20 protein-coding genes are annotated in these 22,362 nt (G+C 72.1%); 12 read left to right on the top strand and 8 right to left on the bottom strand.

Annotated features, from left to right (window positions below; genetic code table 11):
- The first annotated feature begins 124 nt into the window (after positions 1-124).
- Both ACFOYX_RS14420 and ACFOYX_RS14415 read left to right on the top strand, forming a co-directional pair.
- Positions 125-964: a helix-turn-helix transcriptional regulator gene (locus ACFOYX_RS14420; protein WP_322438889.1), complete on the top strand. Its 840-nt coding sequence runs from the start codon at positions 125-127 to the stop codon at positions 962-964.
- Positions 965-1,329: 365 nt separating this feature from the next.
- On the top strand, positions 1,330-1,674 hold the full coding sequence (locus tag ACFOYX_RS14415) for a VOC family protein (protein ID WP_109801669.1): 345 nt from the start codon (positions 1,330-1,332) through the stop codon (positions 1,672-1,674).
- 239 nt (positions 1,675-1,913) lie between these two features.
- On the opposite strand, the gene ACFOYX_RS14410 is transcribed toward ACFOYX_RS14415, so the two are convergent.
- The 3 genes from ACFOYX_RS14410 to ACFOYX_RS14400 form a co-directional block, all read right to left on the bottom strand.
- Positions 1,914-2,633 (bottom strand): hypothetical protein, encoded by a 720-nt coding sequence (locus ACFOYX_RS14410; RefSeq protein WP_322438888.1) that lies wholly within the window; start codon positions 2,631-2,633, stop codon positions 1,914-1,916.
- An 848-nt stretch (positions 2,634-3,481) separates the two neighbouring features.
- The gene (locus ACFOYX_RS14405) at positions 3,482-3,802 is read right to left on the bottom strand and encodes a hypothetical protein (RefSeq protein ID WP_322438887.1); all 321 of its coding nucleotides are present in this window, start codon (positions 3,800-3,802) and stop codon (positions 3,482-3,484) included.
- Positions 3,803-3,805: 3 nt separating this feature from the next.
- Complete coding sequence (locus tag ACFOYX_RS14400) at positions 3,806-4,378, bottom strand: hypothetical protein (protein WP_322438886.1); 573 nt, start codon at positions 4,376-4,378, stop codon at positions 3,806-3,808.
- A 77-nt stretch (positions 4,379-4,455) separates the two neighbouring features.
- On the opposite strand from ACFOYX_RS14400, the gene ACFOYX_RS14395 reads away from it, so the two are divergent.
- The 6 genes from ACFOYX_RS14395 to ACFOYX_RS14370 all read left to right on the top strand — a co-directional run bounded on the left by ACFOYX_RS14395 (position 4,456) and on the right by ACFOYX_RS14370 (position 7,498).
- Positions 4,456-5,043: an SDR family oxidoreductase gene (locus ACFOYX_RS14395; protein ID WP_322438885.1), complete on the top strand. Its 588-nt coding sequence runs from the start codon at positions 4,456-4,458 to the stop codon at positions 5,041-5,043.
- Between the two features lie 38 nt (positions 5,044-5,081).
- Complete coding sequence (locus ACFOYX_RS14390; RefSeq protein ID WP_322438884.1) at positions 5,082-5,414, top strand: nuclear transport factor 2 family protein; 333 nt, start codon at positions 5,082-5,084, stop codon at positions 5,412-5,414.
- An 826-nt stretch (positions 5,415-6,240) separates the two neighbouring features.
- Positions 6,241-6,594: a hypothetical protein gene (locus tag ACFOYX_RS14385; protein ID WP_322438883.1), complete on the top strand. Its 354-nt coding sequence runs from the start codon at positions 6,241-6,243 to the stop codon at positions 6,592-6,594.
- A gap of 43 nt (positions 6,595-6,637) precedes the next feature.
- The gene (locus ACFOYX_RS14380) at positions 6,638-6,775 is read left to right on the top strand and encodes a hypothetical protein (protein ID WP_322438882.1); all 138 of its coding nucleotides are present in this window, start codon (positions 6,638-6,640) and stop codon (positions 6,773-6,775) included.
- Positions 6,776-6,862: 87 nt separating this feature from the next.
- The gene (locus ACFOYX_RS14375) at positions 6,863-7,048 is read left to right on the top strand and encodes a hypothetical protein (protein WP_377534016.1); all 186 of its coding nucleotides are present in this window, start codon (positions 6,863-6,865) and stop codon (positions 7,046-7,048) included.
- A gap of 45 nt (positions 7,049-7,093) precedes the next feature.
- On the top strand, positions 7,094-7,498 hold the full coding sequence (locus ACFOYX_RS14370; protein ID WP_322438880.1) for a hypothetical protein: 405 nt from the start codon (positions 7,094-7,096) through the stop codon (positions 7,496-7,498).
- On the opposite strand, the gene ACFOYX_RS14365 is transcribed toward ACFOYX_RS14370, so the two are convergent.
- On the bottom strand, positions 7,488-8,714 hold the full coding sequence (locus ACFOYX_RS14365; RefSeq protein WP_322438879.1) for an SLC13 family permease: 1,227 nt from the start codon (positions 8,712-8,714) through the stop codon (positions 7,488-7,490). The two genes, ACFOYX_RS14370 and ACFOYX_RS14365, sit on opposite strands and share 11 nt — an antisense overlap.
- Before the next feature lie 96 nt (positions 8,715-8,810).
- Between ACFOYX_RS14365 and ACFOYX_RS14360 the strand changes: the two genes are divergently transcribed.
- The 4 genes from ACFOYX_RS14360 to ACFOYX_RS14345 all read left to right on the top strand — a co-directional run bounded on the left by ACFOYX_RS14360 (position 8,811) and on the right by ACFOYX_RS14345 (position 19,427).
- Positions 8,811-14,615 carry a TIR domain-containing protein gene (locus tag ACFOYX_RS14360; protein WP_322438878.1) on the top strand — a complete coding sequence of 1,935 codons (5,805 nt, stop codon included), beginning with the start codon at positions 8,811-8,813 and terminating at the stop codon, positions 14,613-14,615.
- A 166-nt stretch (positions 14,616-14,781) separates the two neighbouring features.
- The gene (locus ACFOYX_RS14355) at positions 14,782-15,648 is read left to right on the top strand and encodes an alpha/beta hydrolase (RefSeq protein WP_322438877.1); all 867 of its coding nucleotides are present in this window, start codon (positions 14,782-14,784) and stop codon (positions 15,646-15,648) included.
- A gap of 218 nt (positions 15,649-15,866) precedes the next feature.
- Positions 15,867-18,512, top strand: coding sequence for a glycoside hydrolase family 3 N-terminal domain-containing protein (locus ACFOYX_RS14350; RefSeq protein ID WP_322438876.1), 2,646 nt, complete (start codon positions 15,867-15,869; stop codon positions 18,510-18,512).
- A gap of 57 nt (positions 18,513-18,569) precedes the next feature.
- Positions 18,570-19,427, top strand: a complete 858-nt coding sequence (locus ACFOYX_RS14345; protein WP_322438875.1) for a hypothetical protein — start codon at positions 18,570-18,572, stop codon at positions 19,425-19,427.
- Positions 19,428-19,492: 65 nt separating this feature from the next.
- Here ACFOYX_RS14345 and smpB read toward each other — a convergent pair whose 3' ends face one another.
- The 4 genes from smpB to ACFOYX_RS14325 are packed head-to-tail and all read right to left on the bottom strand — an operon-like array spanning position 19,493 to position 22,251.
- Complete coding sequence (gene smpB / locus ACFOYX_RS14340; protein WP_322438874.1) at positions 19,493-19,987, bottom strand: SsrA-binding protein SmpB; 495 nt, start codon at positions 19,985-19,987, stop codon at positions 19,493-19,495.
- A 58-nt stretch (positions 19,988-20,045) separates the two neighbouring features.
- On the bottom strand, positions 20,046-20,705 hold the full coding sequence (locus ACFOYX_RS14335) for a lysoplasmalogenase (protein WP_109801683.1): 660 nt from the start codon (positions 20,703-20,705) through the stop codon (positions 20,046-20,048).
- Positions 20,702-21,529: a sterol desaturase family protein gene (locus tag ACFOYX_RS14330; protein ID WP_109801684.1), complete on the bottom strand. Its 828-nt coding sequence runs from the start codon at positions 21,527-21,529 to the stop codon at positions 20,702-20,704. Before ACFOYX_RS14330 ends, ACFOYX_RS14335 begins: the two co-directional genes overlap by 4 nt.
- Positions 21,526-22,251 (bottom strand): GntR family transcriptional regulator, encoded by a 726-nt coding sequence (locus ACFOYX_RS14325; protein ID WP_322438873.1) that lies wholly within the window; start codon positions 22,249-22,251, stop codon positions 21,526-21,528. Before ACFOYX_RS14325 ends, ACFOYX_RS14330 begins: the two co-directional genes overlap by 4 nt.
- Positions 22,252-22,362: the final 111 nt, after the last annotated feature.

The following is a 22,362-nucleotide window of genomic DNA, read 5'->3' as shown; positions in this document are numbered from 1 at the left end:
CTCTCACTCATGCGCTCCACGGTCCACCGTTCGGACGATGGCAACCAGACCGAACGTAGGCTGGCCCCCGTGGGGCCACCCTGCGGGGCTCGAGGCGCTGGGGAGATCGCCGTAGACTCGGAACATGAGCACGCCGCTGGGCGACTTCATCCGTGCCAAGCGCGACAGCATCCAGCCAGACTCGTTCGGGCTGCCTGATCGTGGCCGCCGCCGGTCCCTTGGACTACGGCGCTCAGACCTCGCCACGCGTGCTGGGATCAGCGTCGAATACCTCACCCGCATCGAGCAAGGACGTGACCGCAACCCGTCCCCTGCGGTGGTCAATGCACTTGCGGACGCCTTGAGCCTCGATGCCGCCGAGCGCAATCACCTGCGCCACCTCGCCAAAATCACCGGCGGAGCGTGCGCAGGGCGCGGGCGGCCGGTGCCACCCAACCGCCATGTCCGGCCGACCGTGTTGGCGACCCTCCAACTTCTTGAGCCCGGCATCGCATTCGTCACCAACCGCCTGGGAGACGTGCTCGCATACACGAGTGAGTTCGAGCTGCTGATGCGTGGGATCGGGCTGCTCGAGAGCGGGATGCCGAACCTGACGCGCTACGTGTTCACCGATCCGCGCGCCCGGACGTTCTTTCCAGACTGGGAGCAGGTGGCCGACGAACGAGCCTTCGACCTGTGGCTCGGGCCGTCTGCGGAGACCTCCGAATGGTTCAGGGCCGAGCGCGCCCCCCTGGCCGGAAAGGAGTTCACCCGACGACTCAACCGCCACCTGCCCCCACCGCACGTCCCGCTGCGGCTCAACCACCCCATCGCGCACGAGCTTCGGTGGCAGCGGGAGAAGCTCGAGTTGCCGAGAACCGACGCGCAGGAGTTGGTCGTTCTCCTGCCCGCCGACGACACGACGGCGCGGGCCATGGAGCGGCTGCGCCGCCAACCCGACCGCATCCTTCGCGCGGTCACTTAGCTCATGGCATCGGCCCTACCGCCCACAATCCGCTACCGACTGGCCCGTGCCGCAATCGTGAGGGGCAGGCACGGCCCGTCAGGCCAGCGATCCCGAGCTGCTGACGGGAGCGAGCCTCGGCCGATGCCAGCAGCACAGCAGAGAAGGACAGCAACGCCCATTATCGACGTCGGGCTCCGCAAGGGGGTTCAGGGTTCGAGTCCCTGGCGGCCCACTCTTCACCGCCGCTGAGCTGCGACAAACGCCGCGAAGAGATCATCGGGCACCTGGCCCCCGGTACCGACAGATGGGGCGGCGCGAACGGCGGCGGCATTTTCTGGCGAGATTGGCGTTGCCACGTCGGACCTCAGCATTATGGTCGGTGAATGATCAATGGTGCTCATGTGATCATCTACAGCCGCGACCCAGAGGCGGACCGCGCCTTCTTCCGGGACACGCTCGGCTACCACCACGTCGACGCCGGCCATGGCTGGCTCATCTTCAAGCTCCCGCCGGCCGAGCTCGCCATGCACCCGACCGAGGGCGAGCCGGCCCACGAACTCTTCCTCATGTGCGACGACGTCGCGGCGACCATGGCCGACCTGGCCGCGAAGGGCGTCGAGTTCACGATCCCGGTCACCGAGGAGCGGTGGGGGCTGCGCACCGCGCTGCGGCTGCCCGGCGGCGGCGAACTCGGTCTCTACGAACCCCGCCACCCGGTTGCAATCTGACGCGCCGGCCTGGCGCCTCGCCCAGGCGTCTGGCACCGGTGAGGGCGCCACCCCGGTCTGAGGGCCGCCGTCGGCGCAGGCTCAGGGCACGCGACGCACGGCGTGCTCTGGTGCCAGGGGCGACTCACCCGACCGGAGTGTTAAGGACTCCTTGACGCCTCTTACTCGATCGTGCAGTGGCCGCAGGCCGTTCGGCGGGCGTCCCGTCCTCGGGCGGGGCTCCGGTCGGGAATGAGCATTCAGTTGGGGGTGTAGCCGAGGAGGCGGGAGTTCTTGACGGTGGCGGGTTCGGTGACCTGGGCCTTGATGGTGCGGTCGGGGTTGAGCAGGGTGAGTTGGTTGGTGCCGTTCTTGGTCCGGACGAGGATGTCGCCGTTGGGTTGGAAGAGGATGGCGGTGATCGAACCGGTGACGGGCAGGGTGGCGTTGTGGCCGGTGCGGGTGTCGATGATGGTGTTGGCGAACAGGTCCCGGCCGATGTCGCCGTCGGGCTGGTCACCGGTGCGCTGGTTGACCGCGATCAGGCTGCCGTCCGGGGAGATGCTGTAAGGGTCACAGCTACGCCGCCGTTGCGGGTTCGCGGCACTGTTCGGGTCGCCGAAGACCGGCACGGTGCGGGCGTTGCCGCCATCGGCGTCAGCCGTGGCGATCTTGCAGGTACCCGTGGCGTATCCGAGGTGTTCTCCATCGGCGGACCACAGGAGATGGATCGCATCCTGGGGCTGGTGCGCCAACGGGGTGAAGTTGCCCGACGCGATGGTGACAATCCCCATGGCGACGTTGCCGCCAGCGACGCCCTTCGCGACGAGCAGGCGCTGGGAGTCGGGCGACCAGGCCGGTTCGTACCCGACGTCGATGCTGCCGCGTAGCACCGTGCGGCGGTGCTGCCCGTCGCGGTCGGCGACCACCACATTGCCGCTCTGGTCAACGAAGGCGATGCTGACGCCATCCGGGGACACGTTCGCCCCGTACGCACCCGCACTCGATACCGTCTCCACGCCAGACCTGGTCAACCGAAGCAGCCGATCAGAATCGGCGTAGTACAACCAACCCGGCAACCCCGCGATCGAACCCGCAACCGGCACCGCAGGCGACGGCGATGCGGCCGCCAGGGGCGGCGGCGATGAGACCGCCGGTACCGAGGACGGCGGTTGGCTTCCGGCGACGGCCTGGCCAGTGCCGCAGGCGGCGGGCAGCAGGGCTGCGGAGCCGGCCGCGAAGGCGGCGGTGGCTAGGAAAGTCCGGCGCGATGCTCCGCGAGGAAAGCGCGTTCATGACAAGCCCCGTTCTGAGGAAAAGGAGGGTAGGTCGCCGGCCGGGCGTCGTGCATGTCCTGTGCGCCCTCCAAGACGCGGCCTTGCTACCAGCCGGACGACAGGCCGTTCGGCTCTCTTTCGCTCGCCCGAACGGTGGATGCCCGACGAGGCATCCATTGCCGTCACTGTCGTTCATTCGGCCTTCTGGCGACCTCCGGCCGGCACCGGCCCACCACGACTGACAGCATCGGTGACAGCAACCGCCACGCACGACGGAGCGCGAGCCGGAATGCGACGAGACGACGACCAGAGCGAACGGCGCTCGTCAGACGGCCTCAGGCGTGGCGGATGGTTCTTGTAAGCGAGGCGCCAGCCTCCGAGCGATGCAGCGAGGAAGCAGCGAAAGCCCTGTTAGCGCCTGGGATCGGAGGACAACGGACGGCCGATGAGCTGCACGGGTCGACGCTTGCTAGCACTCGGCCGCACCCGTTGGTAAGCCGTACCCGGCTCCCCCCGACGGGGGTCACGGCCACCGAAGCCGAGCCTGGTGGCTAGCGACGGTGGAAGGAGTCGGCGACCGGGCGGTGCTCGGGTACTGATAGACCGCCGCCCGTATGGCGGTTGCTGTGCGGCCCGAGGCATGTCCGGAACCCTTGCGAGTCGGTCCAAGCGCAGACGCCCCAGTACCGACCGTTGGCGCTCAGCAGCTCGACCGCCACCTGGTCCTGAAGGTCGCTCCCACCGATGGCGGTAACGGCGGCCGCGACGACTTCAGCGGCGTCTGATGAAGCGTTGGCGTCGGCCATCGCGGGCAGGAGCAGGAGAAGGCGTTCCTGGTCGCTGTGCTGCGGATCGGACTGGCGCGCCACCATCTGTCAACGGCGACGAAGCCTGTCCAACAGCGACCTTTGCTGCGGCAGTGGCGCGGGTGGTCCGCCAAGTGTGGAGATGAGATTGCCTGGCCACTTCTCGAACTTTGCGGTCAGATCCACTGCATGGTGAACGGTCAGCAACTGGCGGACGACGGAGACCGACCCACTCATGCCGATGGTGCCGGTAGCGGATTGGTTCTTCAACGCGGTGACGGCCTCGACGAGGTCGCCCTGGAGCTGTTCGGAGTTTCGCCAGGTGAACTCGAGCGGCCGGTTCGACGCGACGATCTTGCGGGCGTCGCCGAGCTTCTTCGCGAAGGCGGCGTCCTCGCCACCGGCGGCTTCCCGGTCGGGCCAGGCCCCGGCGAAGCTGTCGTAGGTCTTGCGATCGAACAACATGGTGTCGGCCGCGCCGAGGGTGGCGTCCACGGCAGCGCCCATCTCCTCGTTGAAGTACGGGAAATGCCACTGGTCGGGCGCCTCCACGATGCCGTCGAGCGAGATGAACAGTCCCGCGGTGATCTTCCTCGTGATGCTTCTCCAACTCAGTGGCTGAACGTTGCCGTCGACTACCAAGACAACGCAGGCCCGATCAACTCATCGGTCGCATCTGGATCGGCTCCGGCCAAGCCTAGAGGACCTCGACTTGGTGCATGCCCCCGTTTGCGGACGCCGGCCTCAAAGATGAGGGCGTTGACAGGACGAGCGCGGCGCGGCTGCGTGGGGGGGGCGGGTCAGCGCAGACGGGACAGGAAGGTCCGGACCTGTTCGCGGGCGCGGTTCGTGATTTCGGGGCCGTGGGTGAAGGCGGGCGACGACTCCTCCCGTCCATGATCGAAAGGCGATCGGGTGCAATCGTGCACGTGTCTTCGATCCAACGCCTCAAGCCGATGTACGAGGCGACCCTGGGGTATGCGGCCGCGAAGGCGGCGCTGACCGCGTACAGCAAGGGCCTGGCCAACGAGGTCGCGCCGCAGGGCGTCCGGGTCAACAGCGTGGCGCCCGGCTTCATCCAGACCACCGCCGCGGAAGCGCTGATCGACCGCATCGCCGCCGGGCAGGGCATCGACCGGGACGGCGCCCTCGGGCAGCTGATGGCCTCCCTGGGCGGGATTCCGCTGGGCCGCCCGGCGCAACCGGCCGAGGTGGCCGACCTGGTGGCCTTCCTGGTCTCCGACCGCGCCTCCGCGATCGTCGGCGCGGAACACGTCATCGACGGCGGCACCATCCCGACGGTCTGATCCGACACCGACCCTCCCATCCGGAAAGGACCCCGACCATGACCACCACAAACACGGCGCCGGCCATCATCCGCCGCTACTTCCAGCTCGCCAGCCAGGCGGACAAGGAGGACTTCTTCGCCCTGTTCACCGACGACGCCGTGGTCGAGGACGAGTCGACCGAGTACTGCGCCATCGACGCCATCCGCCGCTGGCGCAGCGACGTGCCGCTGGTGTCGTACGAGATCACCGATGTCGAGGACACCCCCACCGGCACCGTCGTGACCGCCACGATCAGCGGCGACTTCCCGGGCAGCCCGTTCGCCGGGCTCAGGTTCCACTTCGACGACTACGACGACACCCGGATCCGCAAGCTCCGCATCGCACCCTGACCAGCGGTGGCCGCCTGCGAACTGCCACATGGCCATCCCGACCGCCGGGCGTCGTAGACGGGCTGGTGTATTCATCGGGGGCGAGGGGCCTGGGGCACCCAGGGGGCACACGGCAGCGTGAAACGTCGTCAACGTCTCGGCAGCGACGTGCGCTGAGAAGGGGCCTGGCGGCTGCTCAGGTGGGTGTTGCCGCAGGCCCGGAGGCCGCCAGTCTCAGTTCCGCTTCAACGTTTGAGGACGCTCCTATTCGGCGCAAGATGGGTGCAGGTCTGACGAGCCGCTCGGCACTCCGGGTCACTGGCTCAATCCTTGCGGTGACTGAAGCGATCTTCCGTCGGGGAGTAAATGATCAGGTGGACGTCTGGGAGGTTTTCTGACGATGCCACCTATCCGCCGTAGGCGGCCGCGTTCTTCGGGTACCTCCTCAACCAGGGGTTGAGGGGCAGGTGGTCGATACACTGGCTCCCGCCGCTCGCACCATATTGGAGGGTCCATGGGAGAAGTCCCGGGAGGGGCGACGCCCGTCCCGCCAGCGCCGTCTGCGTCGGAGCGACGCGAACACCGCACGGCGATCCGGGCGGCGGTGCTGTCGTCCGTCATCGCCGGTGTCGCCGCTGTCGTGGCCGCCGTCGTCCCCGGCGTGTTCACCCTCCTCTCCTCCTCGGATGGCGCCCCGGCGTCCAGGGCGGACACGCCGAACCCGGCGAGAGGTGTACCGACCATGCCCGGAGTGGGGACCTTGAGCGAGAGCCCCCCTCCCTCCCCTCCGGGCGGGACAGCTTTCCCGCCGGCAGACAAGGTTCGATCGGCGGACCGGGGGGTGCGGTTGACCTACGTCAACCTCGACTCGGTCCCTGTTGAAGTGCTGAGCAGCAACAACGAGGCGAGCGCCTGGGTCAATTACGGCACCTCGAGGAAGGTGCTCTACGGGCTCAGTGGCGGTTTCTTCACGACGAAGCCCAGCATCGCCGCCTGGAAAGACGCTCCGCCCCCCACCCGGCAGCAGTGCGCCGATTTGATTTCCACACAAGGGACGGAAACCATCCCGGTCGCCGACGACAGCCGCTTCTGCGTCAAGACTGCGGCTGACCGGGTCGCCTACCTCGTCATCAAGAGGTTCGACAGGGCGAGCGGCACGTACTTGGCCGACGTGACGGTCTGGGAGACCCCCGAGGAATAGCCGGCGTCGGGAGATACCCCGGGGGATCGCCTACAGCGTCGGGGTGGCGACCCCCGACTTCCCGGCCGAGACGGTCGTCGATCTGCTCTCGCGCATCGCGTTGCGCCGCCACGGCGCGACCGACGTGCTGCGTGCCCTCAGCCGGGCAGAGCGGGCTCCCACGTCCATCGCCGCCCTCTAGCAGGGCAACGTACCCGGCAATGCTGTCGCCGTACCTGGTCGGGGAGAGGGCGCAGCGAGCGATGGCCAGGAGCAGCGCATCCTCGGAGTGCTGGTGCTGTATTGGTACGTCGACGATCCGGCGCAGGTCGAGGAGCTGGCCGCGATCGTGCGCCGAGCCGCCCCCACAGCTGCCCGCCGGGCACCTACTGTTGGTGTGGTTCCGTCAGCGCCCGGCGATGCCGTCGCCGGCGCCCGCGCCCCGGGACAGGTGGGCACCACCGCCGGTACGTGAGGGGGAGCGATGTCACGCGGGTGGACGGTCGTCGCGGGTGCTCTCGTGGCAGTTGTGGCTGCGGCGGGCTACCTCGCGGGCCTGGTGCCGGGCGACTCGGCTCGGGCGACGGTGGACCACTGCCACGTCACGTACGACCGGCAGGAGCAGCAGCACAGCCGGTGCGTGGGGCACTGGACCCGGGTTGGCCGCGTCGCTTCCGGACCGGTCCACGGCGTGCAGGTCAGCCCGCGATGGCAGGTCCTCACGGTGGACCCGGACGCGAACTTTGAGTGGGAGGTGGACGTGCCGCGGTCCGCGCGTCGGCAGGTCGCTCTGGCGCACCAGACGCGTGCCTACGTCGTACCCGGATTCGTGCCGGTCCTGCTGGCGGTCCTCAGCCTGGTGCCGGTGGGGTTTCTCGGCGGGACCGTGGTGTGGCGGCGACTCAGGCCGCGGACTACGGGGTGAGCAGCAGCGCCGCGACGGTAGCGGTGGTGGCCAGCGCGGCGAGGACCGCGCTGGTGACGACGAAGCGGCCGAGCGGCACCGCCACCCCGGCGGCGCGGCAGCGCTCGTACCAGATCAGGGTGGCCAGCGAGGCCCACGGCGTCGCGAGGGGGCCGACGTTGGTGCCGATCAGCAGGGCCAGGAGTTGGGTGTGGTTGGCCGGGGCGATGACCGCCTCACCGGCCACGTACGCGGGCAGGTTGTTGACCACGTTGGCGAAGAGCGCGCCGACCGCGCCGGCCCGCAGCGACCCCTCGGCGCCCGGGTCGCCGCCGATCAGCGCGCCCATCACCTCGTCGAGGCCGTGCCGGCCGATGGTCTGCACCACCAGGAACAGCCCGGTGACGAAGACCAGCAGCCGCCACGGGACCAGCGCCGGGCGGAGGCTGCGCCGGGCCCGGACGGCGAAGCCGGCCACCAGGATCGCGGCGGCCACCCCGGAGGCGAGTCCGATCTGGACGCCGGCCAGGATGCCGGCGACGAAGAGCAGGCAGGCAAGTAGCGCGGTGCGGTAGAGCACCGGGTCGGGCGGCACGTGCGGCGGCGGCGGGACGAACGGGTCGGCCCCGGCCCGGGCCGGCCGCCAGTACCACCACGAGAGCAGCAGCATGGTGATGACGATCGCGACCAGCTGCGGCCACCACATCCGGGCCGCCCAGGGCAGCGGCTCCAGCCCGATCCGGTCGCTGGCCAGGATGTTGGTCAGGTTGGACACCGGCAGCAGCAGGCTCGCCGTGTTGGCCAGCCATACCGTGGTCATCGCCAGCGGCGTCGGCGGCACGCCGAGCTTGCGGGCCAGCGCGATCATCACCGGGGTGAGCAGCACCGCGGTGGTGTCCAGGTTGAGCGCGATGGTGGTGACCGACGCGAAGGCGACACACAGCCAGAACAGCATCCGGTAACTGCCCCGCGCGGTGATCGCCACCCGCGCGGCGAGGGCGTCGAACACCCCGGCCACCGCGGTCAGCTCGGCCAGCACCACCACGGTGCCGAGAAAGACCAAAATCGGGATGATCCGGCGTACGGTGGCCTCGGCGTCCCGCTGCGGCAACAGTCCAGTGAGGACGCAGAGCGCCCCGACGACGGCGAGCCCGATCGCGATCCAGTCCAGGACGTGCAGCCGACCCCAGCGGGATCGGTCCGGCGCGGCGGACGGCGGCTCGCCGACAGTCTCCACGAAGCATGATCCTCGCATATGGCGGGCCGCCGGGGCGCGGCCGACGCGGCTGCCGAGGGTGTCCACGGATTGACGATGGGTGGCCATAATGATCCTGTGGCTGTAGGCGCGCACCCCACCCGGTCCGACCGCCCGATCGACTTCTTCATCAGCTACTCGCCCGCCGACGAGCGCTGGGCGACCTGGCTGGCGTGGGAGTTCGAGTCCGCCGGGTACCGCACCCTGCTCCAGGCGTGGGACTTCGTCGCCGGCACCAACTTCATCGACTTCATGGATCGGGGCGTCCGCGAGGCCGCCGTCGTGGTGGCCGTCCTCTCCGAGCGCTACCTGCACTCGACGTACGGGAAACTGGAGTGGCAGGCCGCGCTGCGCGCCGACCCGGACGGCACCGGCAACAAGCTGGTCACCGTCCGGGTGGAGGACTGCCCGATCGACGGCCTGCTGGCCACCATCACCTACGTCGACCTGGTCGGGGTCACCGACGCGGCGCAGGCCCGGGGGCGGGTGCTGGACCGGATCCGGGAGGCGCTCGACGGCCGGGCCAAGCCCGTCCTGCAACCGGCCTTCCCGCACCACCCCGCCGGGCCGGCCGGGGTGCTCGCCGAGCCGGCCGCGGGCGTGCCCGCGCCCCGCCGCTCCCGCCGTACGCCGATCAACCCGCCGCCGTTCCCGCCCGCGGCGCTGGCGCTGCCCGACGCCCGGTCCACCGTGACCGTGTTCCAGGTGGCCGGGCCGCGCTTCGGCCGGGGCATGATCTCCCCCGGCGCCCCGGTCACCCCGGGCGAGCTGCAGGAACACCTGATGGGCGACCTGACGCTGCTGATGAACGACGGCGTCCCCCGGCCGGACCTGCTGGTGGTGGCCGGCAACCTGACCGAGTCGGGCAGCCCGCGCGAGTTCTCCGACGCGCTGAGCTTCCTCACCGGGCTGCGGGTGCTGCTCGGGTTGGAGCCGCACCGGCTCGTCGTGGTGCCCGGCCCCCGGGACGTCACCATGGCCGCCAGCCGCGCGTACTTCGCCACCTGCGAGGCCGACGACGTCGACCCGCAGCCGCCGTACTGGCCGAAGTGGCGGCACTACGCCCGGCTCTTCGACGAGCTGTACCAGGGCCTGGAGGACCGGATCTTCGACAGCGAGCAGCCGTGGACGCTGTTCGCGGTGCCGGACCTGCGGGTCGTGGTGGCGGGGCTGAACTCCACCGTCGCGGTCACCCACCGCGAGGAGGACCGGTACGGCTTCCTCGGCGAGGCCCAGTCCACCTGGTTCGCCCAGCGCCTGCGGCACTACCAGCAGTCCGGCTGGCTGCGGCTGGGCGCCATGGCGCACGCACCCGGCCCGCGCACCCCGTACGCCGACGAGGTCGCCGTCGCGGACGGGACGACCCTGCGCGACCGCGGGCCGTTCAACCGGCTGGTCGGGCCGATGCTCAACCTGCTGCTCTCCGACGCCGCGCCGACCCGCGCGCCGGTCGACCCGGTGGTGCCGCTGTCCACCGCGTCCCGCGACGGCCGGGCGCAGGTGCTGCGGCTGGCCGCCGACGGGATGACCCGCTGGGTGCTCGGCCGCGACGACCGGCACGACGTGGGCGAGCCGACGGCGATGCGCTGGCCCCGGTCGGAGGCCACCTTCGGGGCGGCCGGCCCGGCCCAGGTGCCCGATCCGCGGCTGCCTACCGCCGCGGAGGGGCCGACCCAGGGCACGGCGGCGCCCGGCGTGCCGGCCGCCGCGCCGGCCGTGGTCGCGCCGGCGCCGCTCGAGCGGCTGCTGGACCGGCTGGCCGAGGTGTGCGAGGCGCGCTACGACCGGGTGCTGGTCCGCCGGGTGCCCGCCGACCCGCCACACCTGTTCGTCACCTACCGCGCCGACGGGGTGGTCCGGCAGCAGCGGGTCGGCGCGTACGTCGGCACGCCGAGCGCCGCCGACGTCGACGACTTCGCCCGGCGGGTGCACGCCACCGATCCGGACATCGCGTCCGAGCTGGTCTACGACGGCGACCGGATCGGCCGGGGGCTGGCCGAGGCGGCGCAGCGGCGCGGGGTGCGCGTGCTGCACCTGACCGAGTTCCAGGGCCTGCTGGACCTGCGCGAGTACGTCGCGGCGCAGACCGCCCGGTTGCAGGCCGACCGGCTCTACCCGCCGGGGCAGTACGTGCCGCAGCGCTACCGGCACCTGGTCGGCGCCGACCAGCGGGTCCGCGAGGACGTGGTGGACGAGCTGCTGGAGCTGATCTCCGCCCCGGACGGCCGGTTCGTGCTGGTGCTCGGCGACTTCGGGCGGGGCAAGACGTTCGCGCTGCGGGAGGTGGCCCGCCGGCTGCCGACCGCCGCGCCCGACCTGATCCCGATCCTGGTGGAGCTGCGCGCGCTGGACAAGGCGCACTCGGTGGACGGGCTGGTCGCCGCGCACCTGGCCAACCACGGCGAGCAGGTGATCGACCTCAAGGCGTTCCGCTACATGCTCCGGCAGGGCCGGATCGTGCTGCTCTTCGACGGGTTCGACGAGCTGGTGGCCCGGGTGACGTACGACCGGGCGGCGGACCACCTGGAGACGCTGCTCCAGGCGGCCGAGGGCAACGCCAAGATCGTGGTGAGCAGCCGGACCCAGCACTTCAAGACCAACTCGCAGGTGCTGACCGCGCTCGGCGAGCGGGTCGGGCTGCTGCCGCACCGCCGGGTGCTGGCCATCGAGGACTTCACCCCCGGCCAGATCGAGGCCTTCCTGCGCAACCGGTACGGCGGGGACGAGCAGGCCGCCCGCGACCGGATGGACCTCCTGGCCGGGGTGAAGGACCTGCTCGGCCTGTCCCGCAACCCGCGGATGCTGGGGTTCATCGCCAACCTCGACGAGGGCCGGCTGGCCGCGGTGGCCGGGGCCGGCGGCACGTTCAGCGCCGCGGCGCTCTACCGGGAGATCCTCGAGTCCTGGTTGGACTTCGAGGAGCGGCGTACCCAGGGGGTGCCGGGCGCGCCGGTGACGCTGCGCCGCCCCGAGCTGTGGGCGGCGGTGAGCCGGCTGGCGTTCCAGCTCTGGGAGAGCGGCGAGTCGTACCTGCGGCTGGCCGAGCTGGCCGATGCCGCCGGCCGGCTCACCGGGCTGGCGGAGTCGCGGCTGTCCGGGCCGCAGGCGATGCACGCGGTGGGCGCCGGCAGCCTGCTGGTGCGGACCGACGACGGGCTGTTCGGGTTCATCCACACCTCGGTGCTGGAATGGCTGGTCGCCGAGGGGATCGCCGCGCAGTTCAACCGGGGGGAGGACCCGTCCGCGCTGGCGGTGCGCCCGCTGTCGGCGCTGACCGTGGAGTTCCTCGGCGACCTGGCCGACCCGCGCCGGTGCACGGCCTGGACGGCCAGGGTGCTCGGCGACGAGGACGCCGGGGAGACGGTCCGGGCCAACGCGCTGCGGCTCAGCGCCCGGCTGCGGCTGCCCGACCGCGCCGACCTGCGGGGCGCCTCGCTGCGCGGGGAGGACCTGTCCCACCGGGAGCTGGCGCGGGCCGACCTGACCGCCGCCGACCTGACCGCCACCCGACTCGTCGCGACCAACCTCAGCGACGCCCGGCTGGAACACGCCCGGCTGCGCGGGGCGCGCCTGGACCAGGCCCGGCTCGTCCGCGCCGACCTGCGCGAGGCCGACCTGGCCGGGGCCCGGCTGTTCCGCACCGACCTGCGGGGCGCCCGGGTCACCGGCAGCCGCTGGCGGCGGGCCGCGCTGATCGACGTGGCCGCCGACGCGGCCCTGCTGCGCGCGCCGGAGCTGCGCGGCGCGGTGGTGGCGCCCGGCCGGCCGGTGGTGCCCGGTCTGGCCCCGCCGGCGGTGGGCGTCTCCTACGGCTTCGAGGTGGGCCGGCTGCCGGTGCCGGTGGCATACAGCCCGGACGGGGCGGTGCTCGCCGTCGGCAGCGACGACGGGGGCGTGCTGATCTGCGACACACTCACCGGCCTGCCGGTGCGCACCCTGCAGGGCCACCGGGGGCGGGTCTACGCCGTCCGTTTCGACGCCGCCTCGCACCAGCTGGTCACCGGTGCGGCCGACCTGACCGTACGGCTGTGGGACGCGGACCACGGCGACGTGCGGCACGTCATCGAGGACGTCTTCGCCGGCTGGGTCTGGCCGCTGCTCACCGACGGGGCGCGGGGCCGGTTGGTGGTCGGCGACGCGGCCGGCGTGGTCCGGCTCTACGACACCCGCAGTGCCCAGCTGCGGCACGAGTGGCCCGGCCACGCCGCACCGATCTGGGGCACCTCGTTCAGCCCGGACGGCCGGCGGATCGTGGTGGTGGACAGCGCCGGCGTGATCCGCGGCTGGGACGTCGCCTCGGGGGCGCTGGCGTTCCAGGTCCGCGAGCCGGAGGTGGTCTACCGGGTGGTGCACACCCCGGACGGTCGGTCCCTGGTCGCCGTCGGGCAGCACGGCCGGGTGTGGGTGCGCCGGGCCGTCGACGGGGAGCTGCTGCGCCAGCCGCGCGGCCACGAGGCCGACGTGTACGCCCTGGACGTGCACCCCGACGGCCGGCTGATGGCCACCGGGGACACCCACGGCGCGCTGCGGCTGTGGGAGGTGGACACCGGCCGCCCGGTACGGGTGCTGGGCCGGCAGCGCGGCGCGATCTACAGCGTCCGGTTCAACGGCGACGGCTCCCTGCTGGCCTCGTCCGCCAGCGACGGCGCCATCCAGCTCTGGGACACCGCCGACGGCCAGCCGCGACACGAGCTGACCCGGCACCGCGGCTCGGTCTGGCCGGTGGTCTGGCGGCCGGATCAGCAGCAGGTGGCGAGCAGCAGCAACGACGGCACCACCCGGCTCTGGGACGTCCGCACCGGCCAGTTGCAGCACACCCTGCGCGGGCACGGCCGGCGGGTCACCGCGCTCTCCTTCTCCGACGACGGCGAGGTGCTGGCCACCTGCGGCAACGACGGGGTGGTGCGGCTGTGGGAGCCGCGTACCGGCCGGTTGGTCCGGCAGCTCAGCAGCCCGGCGGACCGGCTGCTCTCGGCCGTCTTCTGCCCGGGCGAGCCGCTGCTCGCCGCGCCGAGCGGGGACGGCGGGGTGCACCTGTGGAACACCGACACCGGCGTGGACGAACGGGAGCTCAACGTGGACACCGACCACGTCTGGGCGGCCGCGTTCAGCCCGGACGGCGACGCGCTGGCCACCGCGAACGACGACGACACCGTCCGGCTGTGGTACCGGCGGACCGGCCGGCACTTCGCCACCCTCACCCCGCACCGCGGCCGGGTCCGGGCGGTGGCGTTCAGCCCGGACGGCGAGACCATCGCCACCGGCTGCGACGACCACCTGGTCCGGCTCTGGGACGCCGCCACCGCGACCTGCCGCGCCACGCTGGAGCAGCACACCGAACGGGTGTACGCGGTGGCCTTCAACGCCGACGGGACGTTGCTCGCCAGCGCCAGCAACGACGGCACGGCGGTGGTCTGGGACGCGCTCACCGGTGAGCGGCGCACGATGCTCACCGAGCACGCCGGCCGGCTCTGGTCCTGCGCGTTCAGCCCGAACGGCAACCTGCTGGCCACGGCGGGGGACGACCTGGCCATCCGGCTGTGGGACCCGGTCACGGGTCGGCTGCACGGCACCCTGGCCGCGCACACCCGGCGGGTCTGGTCGGTGGCGTTCAGCCCCGACAGCAGCCTGCTGGCCAGCGCCGGGGACGACGGCACGGTCCGGCTGTGGGACGTGGCCGACCCGGAGCACGCCCAGCTGCGGGCCACCCTGATCGGGCTGCCGGACGGCTGGGCGGCGGTCAGCCCCGACGGGCGGTACAAGCTGGACGGCGACCCGGGCGGTCAGTTCTGGCACGTCATCGGGACCTGCCGGTTCGAGGTGGGGGAGCTGGACCCGTACCTGACGCAGGTGCGCCGGCTGTCCGTGGACGCCCCGTTCTGACCGCCGGCCCGGCTGAATCGATCCGCACCGGATAGCCGGCATGCGCCGGTCGGGTGGGCGGACCATACAGTGACGAGGCCTCTGGCGCAGGCTCCCACCAGCACCGACAGCGGCACAGAAAGCCGGGCACGAGAACGCCGTGCGGCACATGTGGTAACACGAGAAGATGTTCCCAGGCTTCTCGAACGAACGGATCGCCGCCGGCGAATTGACGATCAATGTCTGCCACGGCGGCGACGGGCCGCCGCTGCTGCTGTTGCATGGATACCCGCAAACGCACGTGACGTGGCACCGGATCGCGCCAACACTCGCGAAGCGCTTCACGGTCATCTGCCCCGACCTGCGCGGCTACGGCGACAGTGACAAGCCACCAGGCGGTGACGACCACAGCGCCTACTCCAAACGCACCATGGCCCTCGACCAGGTCGAGGTGATGCGCTACCTCGGCTTCGAGCGGTTCGCCGTCGCCGGTCACGACCGTGGCGCCCGCGTGGCGCTACGACTCGCGCTCGACCATCCGGACGCGGTCTCGCACCTGGCGGTCCTGGATATCGTCCCAACCAAGACGATTTACGAAACGATCGACCAACAGCAGGCCACCACCGTGTGGCGCTACTTCTTCCTGATTCAACCTCAGGATCTGCCCGAACGCCTCATCGCCGGGGACCCACCCGGGTACCTGCACTGGACACTCAACGAGTGGTGCGGAACGCCGGGGGCACTCGACGAACAGGCGGTCGCCGAGTACGAGCGCTGCTTCGATCGAGCCACCATCCACGCCAGCTGCGAGGACTACCGGGCCGGCGCGACGATCGACCTCACACACGACCGCGCCGACGCTTCCCGCAAGCTCGCCTGCCCGACGCTGGCGCTGTGGAGCAAGCCCGGGATCGGCGGCGCCTACGACGTGACCGGCATCTGGCGCGAGCGCGCACCGCACTTCACCGGCCGGGCCCTCGACTGTGGGCACTTCCTCGCCGAGGAACGGCCACAGGAAACGGCCGGGGCCCTACGGTCATTCCTGTCCACCTGAGCCCGCGTCGGCCAATGGCTCCCGCCGCTGCCGGCCGTTTCGGCCCTGCTCGCCGACTGTAGCCGCACCCGGAAGCGGTCAGCCGGTCACGTCGAGGTTCCGGAACCGGCGCGAAACATTGACCTAACGCGATCCTAGTCGGAAGGATTCCTTACCGAGACGAGGGCGGCCCCGGACCGGCGGGGTACGGGTGACCGGCCCCCGTGGGGAGGCACGACATGAGATCGCGCAGGTACGCCGTACTCGTCGGGGCTGGCGCCCTGGCCGTGTCCCTGCTACCGGGCCCGCCCGCGGCGGCCGCGGACACCCAGACCGTCACCGTCAGCACCGACCGGCCGGTCTACCAGGCGGGCGAGGGCAGCCGGGTGCCGGTGGACGTGGCCGTGACCACCTCCGACGGGCGGCCGTTGGCCACGGCGACCACCGTCCGGTACGCCACGGGCGCCGGCACCGCGACGCCCGGCGTCGACTACGCCGCCGCGTCCGGCGTGCTCACCTTCCCGGCCGGCAGCCCGTCGGGCGCCATCCGCCGGTTCACCGTCACCCTGCACCGGGACCGGTCGGCGGAGACCGCCGAGGCCGTCCCGCTCACCCTCACCTCCGCCGGGGTCACCGTCGCGGCTCAGCCGACCGTTGTGGTCGACGCGCACGGTTTGCCGTACCTCGACCGCAGGTTGCCGGTGGAGCAGCGCGTCGCCGACCTGCTCGGCCGGATGACGCTGCCGGAAAAGATCGGCCAGATGACCCAGGCGGAACGGGCCGCCGTGGCCGACGACCCCACGGCGGTCGCCCGCTGGCAGCTCGGCTCGGTCCTCTCCGGCGGCGGCTCGACGCCCGCCAGCAACACGCCGGCCGCCTGGGTGGAGATGGTCAACGGCTTCCAGGCCCAGGCGCTGAGCACCCGGCTCCAGATCCCGATGATCTACGGCATCGACGCCGTGCACGGCCACGGCAACGTGTACGGCGCCACGATCTTCCCGCACAACGTCGGCCTCGGTGCCACCCGCGACCCGGCCCTGGTGGAGCGGGTCGGCCACGCCACCGCGACGGAGGTGCGCGCCACCGGCATCCCGTGGGACTTCGCGCCGTGTCTCTGCGTCTCCCGGGACGAGCGGTGGGGCCGCAGCTACGAGAGCTTCGGCGAGGACCCGGCGCTGGTGGTGCGGATGGAGACCGTCATCGACGGGCTCCAGGGCCGCCGGCCCGGCCAGCTCGACGACGGCGACCGGGTGCTGGCCACCGCCAAGCACTACGCCGGCGACGGCGACACCGACTACGACGAGGCCACCGCCGCCGCCAACGAGGGCCGGCCGTGGTGGGAGCAGAAGTATCCGATCGACCAGGGCGTCACGGTCACCGACCGGGCCCACTTCGCCCGGGTGGACCTCGCCCCGTACGTCCCGGCGGTGGGCTCCCACCACGTCGGCAGCGTGATGCCCTCGTTCTCCAGTGTGGACTGGACCGAGGACGGGCTGGGCAACCCGACCAAGATGCACGCCAACCGTGAGCTGATCACCGACGTGCTCAAGGGCCGGATGGGCTTCCGCGGCTTCCTCATCTCCGACTGGGAGGGCATCCACCAGATCCCGGACCCGGCCGAGCCGGCCAACACCGGGCTGACCGCCTACAAGGTCCGGGTCGGGGTCAACGCGGGCACCGACATGTTCATGGAGCCGTACAGCGCCGAGCAGTTCGAGCAGTTGCTGCTGGCGGAGGTCACCGCCGGGCGGGTCAGCCAGGCGCGGATCGACGACGCCGTGCGGCGGATCCTGGTCAAGAAGTTCGAGCTGGGCCTCTTCGAGCACCCGTACGCCTCGGCCGGGAACGTCGACCAGGTGGGCGGCGCGCAGCACCGGGCGATCGGCCGCGAGGCGGTGGCGAAGTCCCAGGTGCTGTTGAAGAACAGCGGCGGCGCGCTGCCGCTGCGGAAGGACGCCCGGGTGTACGTCGCCGGCCGCAACGCCGACGACATCGGCAACCAGGCGGGCGGCTGGACGATCGCCTGGCAGGGGGTGTCCGGCGACGCGATCCCCGGCACCACCATCCTCGAGGGCATCCGGGAGGTCGCGCCGCAGGCGCAGGTCACCTACAGCGCGGACGCCTCGGCGCCCACGGCCGGCGCCCAGGTGGGCGTCGTCGTGGTCGGTGAGACGCCGTACGCCGAGGGGTACGGCGACGTCGGCGGTCCGGAGTGCGGCTGGTGTTCTACGCCGCAGCAGGAGGAGAAGTCGCTGAGCCTGCAGCCGGGCGACCGGGCGGTGGTCGACAAGGTCTGCGCCGAGGTCCCCACCTGTGTCGTCCTGGTGGTCTCCGGCCGGCCGCAGCTGTTCACCGACCAGCTCGGCGAGATCGACGCGCTGGTGGCATCCTGGCTGCCGGGCAGCGAGGGCGCGGGCGTGGCGGACGTGCTCTTCGGCCGGCGTCCCTTCACCGGCCGGCTGCCGGTCACCTGGCCCGGCAGCGCGGCGCAGGTGCCGATCAACGTCGGCGACGCGGACTACCGGCCGCTGTACCCGTTCGGCTGGGGGCTGCGTACCGGCTCCACCCGGACGCTGCTGGCGGCCGTCGCCGCCGACCGGGCGGACCTGCGCGCGGCGCTGGCCGTCGGCAACTGGAACCCCGACGGCTCGCTGCGCAACGCCACCGAGGTGCTCCGGCTGCTCGGCCGGCCGCTGGGATCCGGGCCCGGCGACGCGGCGCTGACCGACGCGATTCTCGCGGTGGCCCGGGACGCCGCCCAGGCCGCGGTCGTCGGGGGCCGGGCGCCGGCCGACTGGGCGGCGCTGATCGCCGACGCCGAGCACGCGCAGCTCAGCGGGGACCCGGTGCGGGCGTTCACTCTGCTCGTCCGCGTCGCCGCCTGATTTCGGAACGGAGGCGAGGGGCGGCGGTCGACCCTGGACGGTCGACCGCCGCCCCTCGTGCGTCCGGCCGGGGCGCTGGGCTTCACCGCCACCCTGTCGTCGGTGCCGCAGGAGACGTACACCGGGTTCCGGGCCGGCGGCTACGACCGGCGGGTGGACCTGCTGCACGACACCGACGGCGACGCCTGGATCGGCGACCCCACCTCGGCGCCCATGCCGTACGCCGGGCTGACCGCCGGCGCGGGTGACTTCATCCGCGGCGGCGCCGGGGCGGACAACATCCACGGCGGCTTCGGCGACGACGTCGCCAACGGCGACAGCGGCGGCGACGAACTGTTCGGCTCGGAGGGCGCCGACGTGCTGTGGGGCGGCAAGGGCTGCGACCCGGTGCTCGACGCGGCCGAGCCGCAGTGCCAGGTCGACGGCGTCTTCAGCGCCGCCGCCCGGGTGGACCGCGACCAGTACGTGGATCACCTGTTCGGCGGGGCCGGAACGACCAGCGGACCGGCGGCGGACGCGGTGCTCGGCTCCGACCTGCTGGACTTCCGGCCGCGCGGCTCGTACCCGGACGACTGCGCCGCCGGGGCCTGGCCGCAGACCACCGCCGCGGGGACCGTCGACCCGTGCCGCTGGTTCGAGATGACGAACCTGGACAACGACGTCCTGGCCGACAACCAGCACCACCACGGCACCGACTGGATCTACGGCGGCTGGGACCGGGACGTGCTCCAGGGCGACGTCACGGCGAACGGCCCGAACAACGGTGACCGGCTCTTCGACTGGAACGGCGCGTACAACCTGTACACCCACTGCAACGCCGCGTACGGCGGATTCAACGACATCCGCCAGCACAGCCCGGCGATGCAGGACTTCCTCACCAGGCTGCACTTCGACGAGCCCTCCTGCACCGACTGACACCGCCACCCGAACCAAGGCCCGGCTCCCCGTGGTGCGGGCCGGGCCTCGGTCCGTACCGTCCCTCACCGGGCGGGGCGGCGCGCCCCCTTGAGGCGTCGGCCCAGCTCCCGGGCGATCTCCCGGTTGGCATCCCGCTCGGCGAGGGCCTGCCGCTTGTCGTACGACCTGCGGCCCCGGGCCAGGCCCAGCTCGACCTTGGCCCAGCCGCCCGCGAAGTACATCGACAGCGGCACCAGGGTCAACCCGCCGCCGCCCTCGCGCAGCTTCTCCAGGATCCGGGCGATTTCCACCCGGTGCAGCAGCAGCTTGCGGGTGCGCCGGGGCTGGTGGTTCGTCCAGGTGCCGTAGCCGTACTCGGCGATGTGCAGGCCGTACAGCATGATCTCGCCGTCGCGCTCCTGGGCGAACGCGTCGAGCAGCGACACCCGCCCCTCGCGCAGCGACTTGACCTCGGTGCCGGCCAGCACGATCCCCGCCTCGTAGGTCTTGAGGATCGTGTAGTCGTGCCGCGCCTTCTTGTTGGAGGCGACGAGCTTGCGCCCGGTGTCCCTGGACACGCCCACCTCCCCTTCGTCGACCCGGAGCAGGATACCGGTCGGGGCTGGTCGGGGGCGCTCAGCGCGACGGGTGGACGATCGGGACGGCCGGCGCCGCCGCCGTCGACGACGGGCCGTCCGTCGGCCGGTGCGCCCAGGCGGTGGTGATCAGCAGCAGCGCCGCGCTGTAGGTCGCCATCACCAGCAGCCCTTGGCCGGGCACCGCGACGCCGGCCGCGCCCAGCCCGATCAGCAGGTCGGAGCCGAGGAAGAGCGCGCCGCCGAGGGCCGCCCGCCGGGACACCCCGGCAGCGGCGGCCGCCATCAGGGACAGCGCCAGGCTGTAGCCGAGCACCGGCACCCGCAGCGGCCCCAGCGCGCCCCAGAGCAGCGCGTTGGCCACCGCCCAGAGCGCCAGGTACGCCACCACGGCCGGGACCGGCGGCCGGCGGTGCCGGACGAACGCGGTCAGGAAGGCGAGCTGGGTGACCAGAAAGCAACCCATCCCGACCAGGAACGCCCGCCGTCCCGGCACCAGCAGCGCCACGTCCCCGGCGGTGGCGAAGACCAGCCCGACCGCCACCGGATCGACCCGCCGCCGGGCGCTGTACAGGTATCCCAGCAGCAGCGGCGCCAGCAGCGGCTTGGCCAGCCACTGCACCGCGGTCAGGCCGAACGCGACGCCGACCAGTTCGGCGGCGGCGACGCCTCCGAACGCCCCGAGCCAGCGCCGCCTCACCGGGCGGGCTGCCAGCCGGGCCGGCCGAGCACGTAGCCGAGCCGGTGCCGCCAGGACGTGGCCCGCCGGGCGTCCGCCCAGATCGCGGCGTACTCGTGGGTGGCCACCCGCAACGGGTTGTAGGTGGTGATGTTCTTGGTCAGCCCGTACCGGACGGTGGCGCGTTCCGGCTCGAAGGTGCCGAAGAGCCGGTCCCAGACGATCAGGATGCCGGCGTAGTTGCGGTCCAGGTACTCGGTGTTGGCGCCGTGGTGGACCCGGTGGTGCGACGGGGTGTTGAAGATCCACTCGATCGGCCGGGGCAGCACGTTGACCCGCTCGGTGTGCAGGAAGAACTGGTAGAGCAGGCTGATCGACTGCTGGAGGAAGATCATCCACGGCGGGATGCCGAGCAGGGCGAGGGGCAGCCAGAACGGCAGCGAGGTCATCGGCGTCCAGCTCTGCCGCAGCGCGGTGGAGAGGTTGAAGAAGACGCTGGAGTGGTGCACGACGTGACTGGCCCAGAGCACCCGTACCTCGTGGTGCAGCCGGTGGAACCAGTAGTAGGCCAGGTCGTCGGCGAAGAAGAGCAGCACCCAGGTCCACCAGTTGCCGGGGGAGAGGTGGATCGGGGCGAGGGTCCAGAGCCCGGCGTAGAGGCCGACGGTGGCCAGCTTCCACGGGAAGCCGATCACCTGGCTGCCCAGCCCCATGGAGAGGCTGGTGGTGGTGTCGCGCAGCTCGTAGCCGCGTTCGTCGTCGTCCGGCGCGAACCGGTAGGAGAGGGCCTCGACGATGATGAGCAGCAGGAACGCCGGGACGGCGTAGAGCACGGCGGGGATCATGCTCGGGCTTCCCTTCCGGACGGGGTGGTGGGGGTGGTGACCGGGGCGGTCAGCAGGGCCCGGGCGTGCCGGGCGGCAGCCGCGCCCTGCCCGGCGGCGATGGCCGCGGCGAGCCGGCGGTGGGCGGCGATGTCGAGCAGTTCGGCGGCCCGGCCGTCGGGCGGGACGTCGCCCACGGCGAGCGTGCCGGCCACCAGGCTGTTGAAGGCCAGCAGGTAGGCGGTGTTGCCGGAGCCGCGGACGATCAGCCGCCACATGGCGATGTTGGCCTCGGCCATCCGCGGCAGGTCGGGCGCGAGCGCGGCGTACTCCTCGACGGCCCGGACCACCGCGGCCGTGGCCGCCGGGTCGCCGCGCTCGGCGCAGAGCCGGGCCGCGTCGGTCCCGACGCACGCCCGCATCTCCAGCATGTCGCGGACCAGCGTCGCCACCGGGAGTACGTCGCCCGACTGGGTCAGCGACAGCGCCAGGTCCAGCCCGGCGTGCACCCGCCAGTCCAGCACCCGGGTCGCGCCGCCCTGGCTGACCCGGACCAGCCCGAGCTGTTGGAGCCGGCGCAGCGCCTCCCGCACGGCGTGCCGGTTGACCGCGAACGCGGCGGCCAGCTCCCGCTCGCCGGGCAGCGTCTCCTCCGGCCGGTAGCGACCGCTGACGATGGCGTCGCGGAGCTGACCGAAGACGTGGTCGGAGACGGAGGCGCGGGGGACGGGGGCGAAGGCCATGGGCAGCAGTGTGGCCCCGGACACATCAACCCGTCAACTGGTTGGACCAGACCCGACTCCGGCCACCCTCCGCCGCCCACGCCGGCACGGCTCGTATCCTGTTCGCCGGAA

This window comes from Micromonospora sp. GCM10011541 (assembly GCF_042650725.1).
Taxonomy (GTDB): domain Bacteria; phylum Actinomycetota; class Actinomycetes; order Mycobacteriales; family Micromonosporaceae; genus Micromonospora; species Micromonospora sicca.
The sequence above is the reverse complement of the archived record's forward strand: the minus strand, read 5'-3'. Positions and strand labels throughout refer to the sequence as shown.

What these genes read in the sequence shown, in the direction of transcription:
- ACFOYX_RS14325 (WP_322438873.1), bottom strand. Translation starts at nt 22,251, where the DNA reads ATGGCCTTCGCCCCCGTCCCCCGCGCCTCCGTCTCCGACCACGTCTTC.
- ACFOYX_RS14415 (WP_109801669.1), top strand. Translation starts at nt 1,330, where the DNA reads ATGATCAATGGTGCTCATGTGATCATCTACAGCCGCGACCCAGAGGCG.
- ACFOYX_RS14355 (WP_322438877.1), top strand. Translation starts at nt 14,782, where the DNA reads ATGTTCCCAGGCTTCTCGAACGAACGGATCGCCGCCGGCGAATTGACG.
- ACFOYX_RS14350 (WP_322438876.1), top strand. Translation starts at nt 15,867, where the DNA reads ATGAGATCGCGCAGGTACGCCGTACTCGTCGGGGCTGGCGCCCTGGCC.
- ACFOYX_RS14420 (WP_322438889.1), top strand. Translation starts at nt 125, where the DNA reads ATGAGCACGCCGCTGGGCGACTTCATCCGTGCCAAGCGCGACAGCATC.
- ACFOYX_RS14330 (WP_109801684.1), bottom strand. Translation starts at nt 21,529, where the DNA reads ATGATCCCCGCCGTGCTCTACGCCGTCCCGGCGTTCCTGCTGCTCATC.
- ACFOYX_RS14395 (WP_322438885.1), top strand. Translation starts at nt 4,456, where the DNA reads ATGCCCCCGTTTGCGGACGCCGGCCTCAAAGATGAGGGCGTTGACAGG.
- ACFOYX_RS14405 (WP_322438887.1), bottom strand. Translation starts at nt 3,802, where the DNA reads ATGGTGGCGCGCCAGTCCGATCCGCAGCACAGCGACCAGGAACGCCTT.
- ACFOYX_RS14390 (WP_322438884.1), top strand. Translation starts at nt 5,082, where the DNA reads ATGACCACCACAAACACGGCGCCGGCCATCATCCGCCGCTACTTCCAG.